Annotated in this window: 13 protein-coding genes; 6 read left to right on the top strand and 7 right to left on the bottom strand. The window is 70.4% G+C overall.

The window, feature by feature from the left end; genetic code table 11:
* Both ABD378_RS12145 and ABD378_RS12140 read right to left on the bottom strand, forming a co-directional pair.
* Positions 1-499 (bottom strand): amidohydrolase family protein (locus ABD378_RS12145; RefSeq protein WP_344520654.1); only part of this gene is annotated, 499 nt, incomplete at its 3' end.
* A gap of 56 nt (positions 500-555) precedes the next feature.
* Positions 556-996, bottom strand: coding sequence for an Lrp/AsnC family transcriptional regulator (locus ABD378_RS12140; protein WP_249591185.1), 441 nt, complete (start codon positions 994-996; stop codon positions 556-558).
* Positions 997-1,195: 199 nt separating this feature from the next.
* On the opposite strand from ABD378_RS12140, the gene ABD378_RS12135 reads away from it, so the two are divergent.
* Positions 1,196-1,639 carry a hypothetical protein gene (locus ABD378_RS12135; RefSeq protein WP_344520653.1) on the top strand — a complete coding sequence of 148 codons (444 nt, stop codon included), beginning with the start codon at positions 1,196-1,198 and terminating at the stop codon, positions 1,637-1,639.
* 3 nt (positions 1,640-1,642) lie between these two features.
* On the opposite strand, the gene ABD378_RS12130 is transcribed toward ABD378_RS12135, so the two are convergent.
* The 3 genes from ABD378_RS12130 to ABD378_RS12120 form a co-directional block, all read right to left on the bottom strand.
* On the bottom strand, positions 1,643-2,734 hold the full coding sequence (locus ABD378_RS12130) for a phosphotransferase family protein (protein WP_344520652.1): 1,092 nt from the start codon (positions 2,732-2,734) through the stop codon (positions 1,643-1,645).
* A 30-nt stretch (positions 2,735-2,764) separates the two neighbouring features.
* Complete coding sequence (locus tag ABD378_RS12125) at positions 2,765-3,892, bottom strand: Rv3169 family protein (RefSeq protein WP_344520651.1); 1,128 nt, start codon at positions 3,890-3,892, stop codon at positions 2,765-2,767.
* 539 nt (positions 3,893-4,431) lie between these two features.
* Complete coding sequence (locus tag ABD378_RS12120; protein WP_344520650.1) at positions 4,432-5,607, bottom strand: acyl-CoA dehydrogenase family protein; 1,176 nt, start codon at positions 5,605-5,607, stop codon at positions 4,432-4,434.
* Positions 5,608-5,984: 377 nt separating this feature from the next.
* Between ABD378_RS12120 and ABD378_RS12115 the strand changes: the two genes are divergently transcribed.
* A complete protein-coding gene (locus ABD378_RS12115) occupies positions 5,985-7,241 on the top strand; it encodes a glycoside hydrolase family 18 protein (RefSeq protein WP_344520649.1) in 1,257 nt (418 codons plus the stop codon).
* A gap of 80 nt (positions 7,242-7,321) precedes the next feature.
* On the opposite strand, the gene ABD378_RS12110 is transcribed toward ABD378_RS12115, so the two are convergent.
* Positions 7,322-7,984 (bottom strand): TetR/AcrR family transcriptional regulator, encoded by a 663-nt coding sequence (locus ABD378_RS12110; RefSeq protein ID WP_344520647.1) that lies wholly within the window; start codon positions 7,982-7,984, stop codon positions 7,322-7,324.
* Positions 7,985-8,118: 134 nt separating this feature from the next.
* On the opposite strand from ABD378_RS12110, the gene ABD378_RS12105 reads away from it, so the two are divergent.
* The 3 genes from ABD378_RS12105 to ABD378_RS12095 all read left to right on the top strand — a co-directional run bounded on the left by ABD378_RS12105 (position 8,119) and on the right by ABD378_RS12095 (position 10,654).
* Positions 8,119-8,733 (top strand): DUF6230 family protein, encoded by a 615-nt coding sequence (locus tag ABD378_RS12105; RefSeq protein ID WP_344520646.1) that lies wholly within the window; start codon positions 8,119-8,121, stop codon positions 8,731-8,733.
* A gap of 92 nt (positions 8,734-8,825) precedes the next feature.
* A complete protein-coding gene (locus ABD378_RS12100) occupies positions 8,826-9,737 on the top strand; it encodes a DUF6114 domain-containing protein (protein WP_344520644.1) in 912 nt (303 codons plus the stop codon).
* A complete protein-coding gene (locus ABD378_RS12095) occupies positions 9,734-10,654 on the top strand; it encodes a hypothetical protein (RefSeq protein ID WP_344520643.1) in 921 nt (306 codons plus the stop codon). Before ABD378_RS12100 ends, ABD378_RS12095 begins: the two co-directional genes overlap by 4 nt.
* Here the strand turns inward: ABD378_RS12095 and ABD378_RS12090 are convergent.
* Complete coding sequence (locus tag ABD378_RS12090; RefSeq protein WP_344520642.1) at positions 10,632-10,799, bottom strand: SCO1431 family membrane protein; 168 nt, start codon at positions 10,797-10,799, stop codon at positions 10,632-10,634. The genes ABD378_RS12095 and ABD378_RS12090 overlap by 23 nt on opposite strands.
* 243 nt (positions 10,800-11,042) lie before the next feature.
* On the opposite strand from ABD378_RS12090, the gene ABD378_RS12085 reads away from it, so the two are divergent.
* Positions 11,043-12,524: a M1 family metallopeptidase gene (locus ABD378_RS12085; RefSeq protein WP_344520641.1), complete on the top strand. Its 1,482-nt coding sequence runs from the start codon at positions 11,043-11,045 to the stop codon at positions 12,522-12,524.
* Positions 12,525-12,534: the final 10 nt, after the last annotated feature.

Genomic DNA, 12,534 nt, shown 5'->3' with positions numbered 1-12,534 from the left:
TGGCGGGCAGGGCGGTGGTGACGACGGCCGAGTGGACGTCGATGCGGGAGAGGTAGAGGGGACGGCCGCCGGCCGCCTCGTCGAGTTCCGCGCGCGTGGGCGGACGGCCGCCTGTCCAGCGGGCGGCGTCCCAGCCGTGGCCGAGGAGGACGCGGTCGTGCGGCCGGGCGGCGGCGTGTGCGCGTACGAGAGCCAGTGCGTCGTCGAGGGAGCGGGTGCCCGTGAGGTCGAGTCCCGTCAGGGCGAGTCCGGTCGACGTGGTGTGCACATGCGCATCGGTGAACGCCGGGGTGACGAGCGCCCCTTCGAGGTCGACGACCTCGTCCACGCCGTCGGCGAACGCGTCGGCAGCTCCCTCGGATCCCACCCAGGCGACGTGCCCGCGTTCGACGACCATGGCCGTGGCGAACGGATCTGCGGGGCTGTGGACGTCTCCGCCGCGCAGCAGCACGGTGCGGTGGCCCTGAGGGGGGCTCTGGGGGGCGGTGCTCTCAATCATGGGACCAGTCTGGCCCCTGCCGGTGCGCACCCGCGCAGGGGGCGTCCCTGGCCGTCTCAAACCTGCGGGGGCCTGGCCTCGTACGGAGTGGAGAGCACGACCGTCGTCCGCGTGGAGACGCCGGCGAGCGCGCGCAGGCGGCTCAGCAGGTGTTCGAGCTCCAGTGGGGTCGCGACGCGCACCTTGAGGATGTAGTTCTCGTCGCCCGCCACGCTGTGGCAGGCCTCGATCTCCGGGACGCCCGCGAGGCGTTCGGCGATGTCGTCGGGCGCGCTGGGGTCGAACGGCTTCACCGAGATGAACGCCGTGAGCGGCAGCCCGACCGCCTCCGGGTCCACGACCGCGCCATAGCCGCGGATGACGCCGCGCTGCTCCAGGCGGCGCACACGCTGATGCACGGCCGATGTGGACAGGCCCGTGGCCTTGCCCAGGTCGGTGTAGCTCATCCGCCCGTCCTTGACGAGCAGCTGCACGATCTGTCGGTCCAGCTCCTCCATGCGCTGAACCTACAGGGCTCTTGATCCCTTCGGATACCTGTAGGCACGGCGGTGGCATCTTCTCGGGGCATGTGACGAACGCCACATACCTGTGACCGTGTCCAAAGGGATGCCACGATTACCTCTACGACGGGACGGGAAGTGCTTGCTGTGGCCGAGGCCGCAGCGCCTTCTCGGCCCACCCAAGGGGGAGAGTCCCATGCAGAACTTGAAGCGCCCCGGTCGCCCTGCCCGCAGCAAGCAGCAGCGCTCCGACGAATCCGCGTCCGCACCCGTATCGGAGGGAGTCGAACCGGCTGACACCGAGTTCGACGCGTACGACACCTTCGAGATGTACCGAGTGACGTGCCCCGACTGCGCGCAGCCGATCGCGCTCCTGGCGGACGAGGACGTCCTGCCCGAGCACGCGCTGTGCGCCACTCGGTGGAACCCGTTCGGGCTCACGGTGTGCGCGGGCACGGGCCGCGCCGCGGCCGACGCGGAGCCCGCCGACGAGACGATGGAGGCTCAGGAGCAGGACACCGCCCTGCTCCTGACGCTCCCTCAGGGTCTCGACTGGCGGACCCAGCCCTTCTCGCACGTCGCCGGACAGGGCTCGCGCCCGCGCCGCGTACCGGAGCAGGACGGACGCTCCGCGGCCTGACGCCTACCAGTAGCTGTCCTGCACCATGGCCGCCAGGCTGGCGTGGTGCAGGATCAGCATGTCCGGGTCCTCGGGGACCGCGGCCTCGCCGAAGTGCACCTGACGGTAGGCGACGCGCAGCATGACGATGGCGTGCCGCAGCGCCGCGTACAGCGTGTGGAAGTCCATGGACCGCGGTGTGTGGCCGGTGAGTTGGGCGTAGCGCTCCTCGATGCGGTCGCGGCGCAGGAAGCCGGGCAGGCCCTCCTGGCCGAAGCTCACCGTCAGGTCCTGGAAGAAGCGGTGCAGGTAGATCATCCAGCCGAGGTCGACCTCGCGGGGTGCGAGCGCCGCCATCTCCCAGTCCAGTACGGCGGCCGGGTCGAAGCCGTCGTAGATGACGTTCCCGATGCGCGCGTCACCCCAGTTGAGGACGGTCTCGCCCTCGTCGCCGGGCCACCACTCCTCCAGCCGGTCGAAGGCGCTCTCGATGAGCGGCGAGCGGGGCAGGCCGTCCACCACCCAGTGGTAGTAGGCGCGTTGGGCGTCGACGTGGCGTCGCAGCGGGCTGCCTTCGCCGGGCAGGGCCAGGAACTCGGCCTCCGTGACGGGCACTTGGTCGTGGAGGTGGGCGATCAGGCGGATCGATGCCTCTTCCAGGTGCGCGCGTTCGGCGTCGCTCGCGGCGTGGAGCCAATTCCCCTCGTACGTATAGGGCATGACGTCCGGCGGCACGCGTCCCTCCACCCGCTCCATGACGAAGAAGGGCGCCCCCAGCGGCACCGGATCCTCCTCCAGCCACAGCACGCGCGGCACGGGCAGGTCGGTGTGTTCGGCGACGAGCCGCATCGTGCGGTGCTGGCGCGGCAGGTCGTAGACCGGGAAGATCGTGTACGCGGACGGGTCCGCCGCCACGCGCAACGCGCAGGCCTGCAGCGGCGGTTGAGGGTGCTCGATGTCGAACAGGAGGGTCTCGCTCGACATGCCGTTGGACTCGGGGACCCGCACGCCGGTGGCCTTGGCGCCGGGCAGGCGCGCGGCGAGCCAGGCCGTGAGCCTGCGCGCGAGCTCCTCCGGGTCGCGGGTGGAGGTGCGGGGACGCGGTGCTGTCGCCATCGCGGAGCTCCTCTCAAGGGGCTGCGGGCCTCAGGGGGCCACGGAGTCGAAGCCGGTGAAGCCGCTCGGGTCGTGGCGGCCGAAGCTGCCGTGCTCGAAAATGCCGTACCCCGTCTGCCCGTTGAGGGTGAAGCGGGCGGCGTGGTCGATGACTCCGTACGCGGCCCTGGGGTGCGCCGCCGGATCCGACAGGTCGTAATCGCGGCGGTCGGTCCAGCCGCGGCCCTGCCAGGTGCCGTGCTGCCAGTCGTCCGCGGGCGGATAGCCGGCGCCCACGGCCAGCGGCAGCGAGGCGAGGACCTCGACGCCGAGCTCCAGGGGTTTACGGCCTTCGGGGTCGGTGAGGTGGATGACGGCGCGCTCGGGGTGCCGGGTGCCGGAGCGGTAGGTGATGTCGGTCTGGGGCCAGCCGAGTTGGCGGTCACGCACCCCGGGCCGTACGAGCGTGGCCTCGTTGAGGGTGCGGTAACCGTCCGCGTCCTCCTGGGCGATGACCATCAGGAAGCGGTCATCGAAGCGCACCGGGCTCCAGATCCAGTGGAAGCCCTCGGTGCCGAACTCCTCCTCCAGGCGTCCGCGTTCCTCGCCGGGTATCGGCCGCACACCCCAGCTGCGGTCGCGGGTCGCGGTCCACTCCCCCGCCGTCACCGGTATCTCATCGCCGCCGACGCGGATCACCCCTGCGCAGCCGCCCGCCTGGACGAAGCGGCGCCCTTCGAGGGAGAGCCGGTCGCCGCGCCGCTGGATGTGGTGCGGCTCCCAGAGGGCGGGGAAGGAGGCGGTCCATGTGATGTCGTACGAGAGGGAGTCGGGGTCGTCGGGATCGGCGGCGCACGTCAGGCGCAGCCGTCGCAGCGGTTCCTCGACGGTGATGGTCAAGGGGCCGACGGAGAGGTTCATCCGGTCGTCGCCGAGCGCGTCCGACGCGCGTACGGCGTGGAGCGTATCTCCTCTGCGCAGAGTGGCGTACGCGTCGATCACACCGACGTTCGGGTAGACGCCGAGCCCGAGGATGAGGAGCGCGCGCCCCTCATGGTCGAAGAGGTGGAAGATGCAGCGGTCGTAGGCGTTGCGGTCGCCCGTCGCGACCTGCTTCATGGACAGCGGCACCTGATGGATCGGGTACTCGTCGAGCGGGACGGGACGGTCGTCTGCCACGGCAAACCTCCCTGGGCGCACGGAAGTTGGCGGGCGCGGGTCGGATCCCGGGCCCCCGGCGCGGAGTTGACGGTACGTCAGAGCGCGTGACGGAGCCAGACACGTGTCAGCCCGCGTTCGCGGAGCGATGGGTCCGCGCGGATCGCGCGAATGTGCGGCGGCGAGGGGCGCGCCGCTCGCTGCCGCACGGGTGGGTCGCGAACTGACGCTCGAATCCGACGGGCGGTGACCTGTCCCCCGCGGGGCGCGTTGGCCCGGTATGACCACCCCCACGCCGACGCCCACCGCGCACCCGCCGACCGGGCGCCGCAGGCGCACCCTCCTGACGGCTCCCCCGCCCTCCGCAGAATCGGTTCCCCAGCGTCCTCAACCCTCGCAGCACCCTCAGCAGCCGCCGCAGCCCCAGCCGCCGCACCTGCAGGATCCACCGATCTACCGCGCCCTCATCCGGAACTGGGCCGAGCGGGGCAAGACCCTGCCGGGGCGTCACGACCCGGAGTGGGTGCGGCTCGCGGCGCCTCCGGTCAGGCTCGGCCAGTTCAGCGCGATTCGGGACCCGCGAGGTGACGGGCGATGACCATCCGCTGGATCTGATTGGTGCCCTCGACGATCTGCAGCACCTTGGCCTCACGCATGAAGCGCTCCACGGGGAAGTCCGCGGTGTAGCCATAGCCGCCGAGCACCTGCACGGCGTCCGTCGTGACCTTCATCGCGGCGTCCGTGCACATGAGCTTGGCCATGGCCGCCTGCTTCGAGAACGGCCTGCCCCCGTCGCGCAGCCGTGCCGCGGCCAGATAGAGCGCCCGGCCCGCCTCGATCTGCGTCGCCATGTCCGCGAGCATGAACCGAAGGCCCTGGAAGTCCGCGATCGGCCGCCCGAACTGCTGCCTCTCGGTGGCGTATCGGAGCGCCTCGTCCAGTGCCGCCTGGGCCACACCGATCGCGCAGGCCGCGATGCCGAGCCGCCCCGAGTCCAGCGCGGAGAGCGCGATCGCGAAGCCCTGGCCCTCCTCGCCGATGCGGCGGGCGTCGCCGACCCGCACCCCGTCGAAGTGGATCTGGGCCGTGGGCGAGCCCTTCATGCCCATCTTCTTCTCGGGCAGCGCCGCCTCCAGGCCCTCGGCGTCGCCCGGCACCAGGAACGCGGAGATGCCACGGGCGCCTTCGCCGCCGGTGCGGGCGAGGACGGTGTAGAAGTCGGCGACTCCGCCGTGCGTGATCCACGCCTTCGTCCCGCTGATCACCCAGTCGTCGCCGTCCCGCACGGCCTTCGTGCGCAGGGACGCGGCGTCCGAGCCGGACGCCGGCTCGGAGAGGCAGTACGCCCCGAGCAGTCCGCCGCCGAGCATCGCGGGCAGGTGCTCGGCCTGCTGCTCCTTGGTGCCGTAGCCCGCGAGCGCGTGGCAGGACAGGGAGTGGACGCTGACGCCGAGGCCGACGGTGAGCCGGGCGGCGGCGAGCTCTTCCAGGACCTGGAGATAGACCTCGTACGGCTGGTCGCCGCCGCCGAATTCGGAGGCGTACGGAAGGCCGAGCAGTCCGGACTCGGACAGGAGGGTGAAGACCTCGCGCGGGAAGTGCCCGGCGTCCTCCTCATCGGCCGCGCGGGGAGCTATCTCCCGCTGGACGAGTTCACGGACGAGCGAGAACAGATCCCGCGCCTCGTCCGTGGGCAGCTGACGGTCCACGGACTGCTGCAAGGTTCGCTCAGGCATGGCGATCGCATCCTCCCTTTCGGCACTGCGGCGGACCCGCGGGGTAGTGCGGCGCCACCGTGTCTCACGGCCCCGGCCGGTGGCGCCCTTCCGGGTCGCGGAAGGTGCTGTGACCAGCGGCTGTGGCGCGTTGAGTATGCCCGATCAGCGGCGGCCAGTCACTAGTTAACGACCGCTTACTCAAAAGATAACCGACGACCGCAAGAGGGGCTCAGAATTGGTCCGAACCATTGACCCCACTGGTCTAGTCCTCCTAGAGTCCAGCCGAGCGCTTTTCCGCGTTCATGCCAATTCAACGTTCACTGACGTGAGCTGGCACCCGCAGGTCAACAGCACCATGTCCCCCCATGCGCCCTCTCCCCCCACGAGGAGAAACGATGCTCAGACCGCACCTCCCCCGCGCCCCCTTCCGGGCGCTCATCGCCACCGCGTGTTGTGCCGTGCTCGGCGGAGGTCTGCTCGCCGGCGCGGGCACCGCCACCGCCGGTCCTGACGCCGGGTCCGGCAAGGCCGCGAACGCCAAGGCCGCAGCTGGTTCCAAGGTCGTCGGGTACTTCACCGAGTGGGGTGTCTACGACCGGAACTACCACGTCAAGAACATCGAGACGTCCGGCTCGGCCGACAAGCTCACGCACATCAACTACGCCTTCGGCAACGTCCAGGGCGGCAAGTGCACGACGGGCGACGCCTACGCGGCGACCGACAAGGCGTACACCGCCGACCAGGCCGTCGACGGCAAGGCCGACACCTGGGACCAGGAGCTGCGCGGCAACTTCAACCAGCTGCGCAAGCTCAAGAAGCTCCACCCGGACCTCAAGGTCCTGTGGTCCTTCGGCGGCTGGACCTGGTCGGGCGGCTTCACCGAGGCCGCCAAGAACCCGGCGGCGTTCGCCCAGTCCTGCTACGACCTGGTCGAGAACTCCAAGTGGGCCGATGTCTTCGACGGCATCGACATCGACTGGGAGTACCCCAACGCCTGCGGCCTGACCTGTGACACCAGCGGGCGCGCGGCGTACAAGGACCTGATGTCCGCGGTGCGTTCGAAGTTCGGCTCCGACAACCTCGTCACCTCGGCCATCCCGGCCGACGCCGAGGAGGGCGGCAAGATCGACGCCGCCGACTACGCGGGGGCCGCGCAGTACGTCGACTGGTACAACCCGATGACGTACGACTACTTCGGCGCCTGGGAGGCGAAGGGCCCGACCGCCCCGCACTCGCCGCTGAAGACGCACGACGGCGCTCCCAAGGCGAACTGGAACACCGACTCCACGATCAAGAAGCTCCAGGGTCTGGGTGTCCCGTCCGACAAGCTGCTGCTCGGCATCGGCTTCTACGGACGCGGCTGGACGGGCGTCACGCAGAAGGAGCCGGGCGGCACCGCGACCGGGGCCGCCGCGGGCAAGTACGAGGCGGGCATCGACGACTACAAGGAACTCAAGACCAAGTGCCCGGCCAACGGCACGGTCGGCGGGACCGCGTACGCGCACTGCGGGACCAACTGGTGGAGCTATGACACCCCGGCGACCATCGCGGGGAAGATGGACTACAAGAACCAGGCGGGCCTTGGCGGCACCTTCTTCTGGGAGCTGAGCGGAGACACGGCCGACGGCGAGCTGATCAAGGCCATCAACTGATCTCTCGTACGCAGGAGTTGGGGGCGGGGGCCGGACGGCTCCCGCCCCTTCCTCATGTCTGAGGCCTGATGCCTCAGGCCTCACGGTCGCGGCGGAGCGGGGAAGGACGGCTCGAACTCCTCGATGACGCGCAGGGTGTCGCCGAGGGTCCGCACGAGCAGGTCGCAGACCGTCTCGCGCGCCAGGCCCCGCTGCCCGATCCAGTCGAGCGTGACGCCCTCGACGCTGCACAGCCAGCCGAGCAGCGCCGTGCGCGCGAGCTCCGGGATGTCGCGGCGGCCGTACGCCCCTTCGGCGATCGCCCCGATCAGGGCCTCGCGCACGCCGTCGCGTATGGCGTGCACCTCGGCGTCGAAGCCGACACCGCCGCTGATGATGGTGCGGTACGCCGCCTGATGGTGCTCGGCGTACCGCAGATAGCCGTCGATGGTGCTGTGCACCCGCTCCACGGGCGGCAGGTCGTCGTGGCGTCCGGCGCGCGCGACCAGTTCGGCGACGGAGTCCTCGATGATCGCGAGGTAGTAGCCGCGCTTGGACTTGAAGTAGTAGTAGATCAGCCCCTTGGCGACGCATGCCTGCTTGGCGATGTCGTCCATCGAGAGCGCGTCGTAGGACGTGTCGGCGAACAACTTCCGCCCGATGGTGATGAGTTCGGCGCGGCGTGCCACGGATCGGTCGGTGCCGCGCGCCTGCGGGCGAGCGTCCGTGGAACGGTCGGCGCCGCGCTGTTGACTATTATTCAATTTCGGCCCTAGTCTCCAACTGCCTCGGGTATCCGCAGTATGGCAGAAGCACGCCACCTGCCGGTTCTGCGTCCGAAGGCGCTCTCTCAACGCACTCCCCCTACGCACGTGGACGACGTACGGGAGGAAGACTCATGAGCGCAGCGCGTACCCCGTCACGCGAAGGCAGAACGTCCTGGAAGAAGACGGCCGTCGTGGCCCTGCCGGCCGTCCTGGCCGTCGGCGCGATGGCCTCCGTGATGGCCGAGGGGGCGCTCGCCGCCTCCTTCGCGGTCTCCGGCACCAGCTTCCAGGTGTCATCCGGCAAGCTCACCAGCGAGGGCCTGTCCTCCTACGTACAGACCGACCGGGACATCGACGGCAAGGGGCACCCGGTGGCGCTCCTCGGGATCGGTGACGCGACCCTCTCCGACATCTGCCAGGCCGCCGAGGTCAAGACCCCGGTGGGCACCGTGGTGTTCAAGCTGACCGCGGGCGGCTCGGCGGGCGAGGTCACCGCGAGCAATCTCATCATCGACGGCGAGGACCTGGAGGGCGACGCCCGCTTCGGCACGGCCGAGATCGGCCGGGACGCATCGACCCTCGACGAGGTGCCCGGAGTCAAGGGCGAGAGGGGGAAGTTCGGGCTGCAGGCCGGGGACATCACCGTCTCCGGGGTGAAGTCCCACGCCTGGTCGGCGACCGGCGGGAACTTCCGGCTCAAGGGCATGAAGGTCGACGTCAGCATCGGCGGCAAGAAGTGCTTCTGACCGGTGGCCGGAGAGCCGGCGTCAGAGCGTGGGGAAGGGACGGCGGCGGCTGGCTGGACGAGCGCCTGCCGCTGCCGGAGGCGCGCCGGGTGATGCGCAGGTGGCGGCGCACCCGGCCCTTCTGGGGAGGTCTGCTGCTGATCCTGGGCGGCGCCGAGCTGCTCCTCGTGCCGCTGTCGCCGCTGACCGTGCTGGTCAGCCTGGGGCTCGGCGGGCTGGCGGCGATCGGCATCGGGCTCGCCCTGATCGCGGCCGGGATCTTTCTGTGGCTGCTGCCGCACGCCCACCACTACGTGAGCGTCAACGCCCTGATCCTGTCGGTGCTTTCGTTCGCGGCAACGAATCTCGGCGGGTTCCTGGTGGGCATGGCGCTCGGCATCGTGGGCAGCGCGATGGGTTTCGGCTGGACGCCGGTGCCCGAGTCCACCGAGTACTCCGTGGAGGATCCGGAGCGGCCGAAGGTGCGGGACGGGCAGGGCACGCGGACGCTCGGTGTGCTGCTTCCGGTGATCATCGTGGGGGCGACGCTGTGGGGCGGAACTCCGGCGAAGGCGGCTCCTGATGAAGCGATCAGGGCGGCGCCCGGTGACGCGGTCGTGGCGGCGCGGACACCTCCGACGGTGACCACCACGCTCTTCTCGCCGCAGGGCTTCACCCTGGCCGGCGTACGCGAGATCCCCACGGCCGACGGGCCGTTGAAGGTCATGGTGCTGCGGATGAAGGCCGCGTCGCTCACCGACTACCGGCTCACCACGCGCGACGGGAGCGAGGAACTCGCCCTGGGCGCCGACACCTTGGACCTCAGCGGCTCCGTCACGCTCTATCTGACCAAGTTCAAGGGCTGCCTGGAGGGGCTGCTCTGTCTGACCTTCACGCCCGACAAGCTGCCGGTGCCGCCCGTCGTGCCGCCGTTCGTCTTCATGACCGACGTACAGGCCGAACAGGCCCTGGTCACATCGGACTTGATCGTCGCGGGCGGACTCACCCTGAAGGCATCGGCATGATCCAGATTCAGGCCGCCCTCTTCTGGGCGTACGCGATCGGGGCGACGTTCGCGCTCTCGGCGGGGCGGCAGCTGCAGGTGTGGGAGCGGATCAACGCGGGCGAGGGACCGCGGACACGCAGCCGCGCCGCCAATCCCTATCTGGCGCTCACGGCGCTCTTCGCGGCGGTCCTGATGGTGCCGACGGGGCTCTTCCTGCTCTGGCAGAACCCGGCGTGGGCGACGATGCACGTGGCGGACGGGCACGACGGGGTGTGGGCGGGGTTCGTGCTCTTCTACGCGGGCGGGATCCCCGTCGCCGCGATCATCGGGTTCCTGGTGGCGCAGGGGCTCGTCCTGGTGGGGGCGGGCTACTGGGCCTATCTCCAGTGCGTGGGCGGGTACTTCCTGCTCTTCGGGACGCTGGTCCACGGCTGGGACGGCCGGGGATACGAGCGGTTCTTCTCCCCCGGCGCGCGGGACTTCGCCGGCTGGCGGCAGGACAGCGTGGTCAACCACGTACTGGACTTCCTGACGTCCGGGACGTTCCTCGCCCTGCTCGTCTTCGGCGCGGCCGTGATCGGCACGATGCTGTTGACGGAGATCGGCTGGCTGATGGAGGGCTGGTCGCTGCCCGGCGCGGACGAGGACCGCACAGTGCACCGGTTCCTGGCGATCGCCATCGCGGCGGCCGGGGTCTACGGCCTGCCGTTCGCCGGCGCGCTGGTCGCGAGCGTCCTCGTCCGCCTCCTGGGCGGCTGGATCGGCCTGCCGCTGTTCGCGGTCCTCGCGGGGCTCACGCTGCTCTCGCGGCGCTCACCCGTGCGCTGGCTCTACGGCCTGGTGGGCGTGCCTCACCAGCACTGGCGTGCGGATCTCGATCAGGACCCGGACCGCGAAGGGCACGAGACCGGGGTCACATCAGACCGGTCTGCGTGACGAGCATCGCGAGGACGACGACGAGCGTCCAGCCAAGGACGTGCTCGAGCACCTTGGGGCCGTCTTCCTTGGGGCCGCCGGTGCGCGTGGTGGCTCGGGGCTGTGCGGTGACAGCGGCAGTGGCAGTGGCTGTGGCAGCGGTCATGGCATCACTCGATACGTCTGCGTCACGCCTCTCGGCGCGACGTCCGGCAGCGGACTCCCCCCACTGACCCACCCACCTTGCCATCGGATTCCGCCACCGCGGGCGAGAGCTTGGTCACTCACCGGCCGGATCCCGTGCAACTCGGGCCGAGTGCCGTGCGTCTCACTACGAGCGGTGGGGCACACCCCCAGGCGCACCCCCCCGCCGACTCGTCCGCGCAACCTTCCGACCGAAAGGTTTCCGATGAGCACGCACCGGACGCACCGCCGCAGAGCACGGCTCGCCCTCGCGGCCGCCGTCACCGTGACGGCGGCCCTCACCGGCACGGCGTCGCAGGCCGCGCCTTCCGCATCCGGGACGCCGTCGCCCGGCGCACCCGGCCTGGGCGACCCGATGTTCCCGCTGGACGGGAACGGCGGATACCGCGTCGACCGCTACACCCTGGACTTCGACTGGCAGGCCCCCAAGACGCCGTTCGAGGCGACGGCGACGATCAAGGCCACCGCCACCCAGTCGCTCTCCCGCTTCAACCTGGACTTCGGGGGCAACACCCTGCACGGCGTGAAGGTCGACGGCTCGACCGCGCGCACGTCCCGCGCCGGGGACGAGCTGACGGTCACGCCCAAGTCCCCGATCGCGAAGGGCCGTACGTTCACGGCCAAGGTCACGTACACCGCCGACCCGACCCAGACCCGGCACCGCGACGACGCCATCGAGGACTACGGCTGGATACCCACGGCCGACGGCACGGTGGTCTACCCGCAGCCGAACGGAGCGCGGCTGATCTTCCCGGCCAACGACCACCCCAGCCAGCGGGCGCCGATCACCTTCCGCATCACCACACCGAAGGATCTGACGGCGGTCGCGAACGGCAAGCTGGTCGATCGGGCCGAGCGTCCCGGTGACCGGGTGCGCTGGACGTACGACTCCGAACAGCCGCTGTCCACGCAGCTGGTGCAGATGGCGGTCGGCAAGTTCAAGCTGGTCGACGGCAAGGGTCCGGGCGGTCTGCCGCTGCGGGACGTCGTCCCGGACGCCTTGGTCGAGCCGACGGCGGCGTACCGCAAACTCACTCCCGACCACCTCGCCTGGCTCCAGGAGAAGCTCGGCCCCTACCCCTTCAACCGCTACGGCCTCCTGGTCGGCGACACGGACCTGGCCGTCGCCCTGGAGACCCAGACGCTCTCGCTCATCCCGAAGGCCGACCTCCTCGGCACCAAGGTCGACGCCGAGCGGAACATGGTGCACGAGCTGACCCACCAGTGGTTCGGCGACAGCGTCGCCCTGAAGAGCTGGTCCGACCTGTGGGTGAGCGAGGGGCACGCCCGCTTCTACGAGCGGATGTACTCCGAGGAGCACGGCGGCGACAGCTTCGAGGCCGCCATGAAGACGGCCTACGCGGCTCACGACCAGTGGCGCCACGACTTCGGCGCCCCGGCGGAGCCTACGGAGCCGAACCTCTTCAAGCGCATGCGGTACGACGGCTCGGCCCTGGTCCTGTACGCCCTGCGGGAGCAGGTCGGCGACGCGACGTTCCAGAAGATCGAGCGGGCGTGGGTGAGCGGCTTCCGCGGGAAGACCGCGAGCACCCAGCAGTTCATCGACCTCGCGTCGAAGGTCGCGGGCGAGGACCTGGAGGGCTTCCCGCGACCGTGGCTGTACGGCTCGAAGACACCGCCCATGCCGGGGCACCCGGACTGGGTGGTGAACCCGGTCCAGGGCTGAGGCCCGTCCG

The organism is Streptomyces rectiviolaceus (assembly GCF_039533825.1).
Lineage (GTDB): Bacteria > Actinomycetota > Actinomycetes > Streptomycetales > Streptomycetaceae > Streptomyces > Streptomyces rectiviolaceus.
This window is presented reverse-complemented; position numbering and strand designations above follow the sequence as displayed.

Bases quoted from the DNA above. Each gene is read 5' to 3' on its own strand.
- ABD378_RS12140 (WP_249591185.1), bottom strand. From the start codon at position 996: ATGGAGGAGCTGGACCGACAGATCGTGCAGCTGCTCGTCAAGGACGGG.
- ABD378_RS12135 (WP_344520653.1), top strand. From the start codon at position 1,196: ATGCAGAACTTGAAGCGCCCCGGTCGCCCTGCCCGCAGCAAGCAGCAG.
- ABD378_RS12130 (WP_344520652.1), bottom strand. From the start codon at position 2,734: ATGGCGACAGCACCGCGTCCCCGCACCTCCACCCGCGACCCGGAGGAG.
- ABD378_RS12120 (WP_344520650.1), bottom strand. From the start codon at position 5,607: ATGCCTGAGCGAACCTTGCAGCAGTCCGTGGACCGTCAGCTGCCCACG.
- ABD378_RS12115 (WP_344520649.1), top strand. From the start codon at position 5,985: ATGCTCAGACCGCACCTCCCCCGCGCCCCCTTCCGGGCGCTCATCGCC.
- ABD378_RS12105 (WP_344520646.1), top strand. From the start codon at position 8,119: ATGAGCGCAGCGCGTACCCCGTCACGCGAAGGCAGAACGTCCTGGAAG.
- ABD378_RS12100 (WP_344520644.1), top strand. From the start codon at position 8,826: ATGCGCAGGTGGCGGCGCACCCGGCCCTTCTGGGGAGGTCTGCTGCTG.
- ABD378_RS12095 (WP_344520643.1), top strand. From the start codon at position 9,734: ATGATCCAGATTCAGGCCGCCCTCTTCTGGGCGTACGCGATCGGGGCG.
- ABD378_RS12090 (WP_344520642.1), bottom strand. From the start codon at position 10,799: ATGACCGCTGCCACAGCCACTGCCACTGCCGCTGTCACCGCACAGCCC.
- ABD378_RS12085 (WP_344520641.1), top strand. From the start codon at position 11,043: ATGAGCACGCACCGGACGCACCGCCGCAGAGCACGGCTCGCCCTCGCG.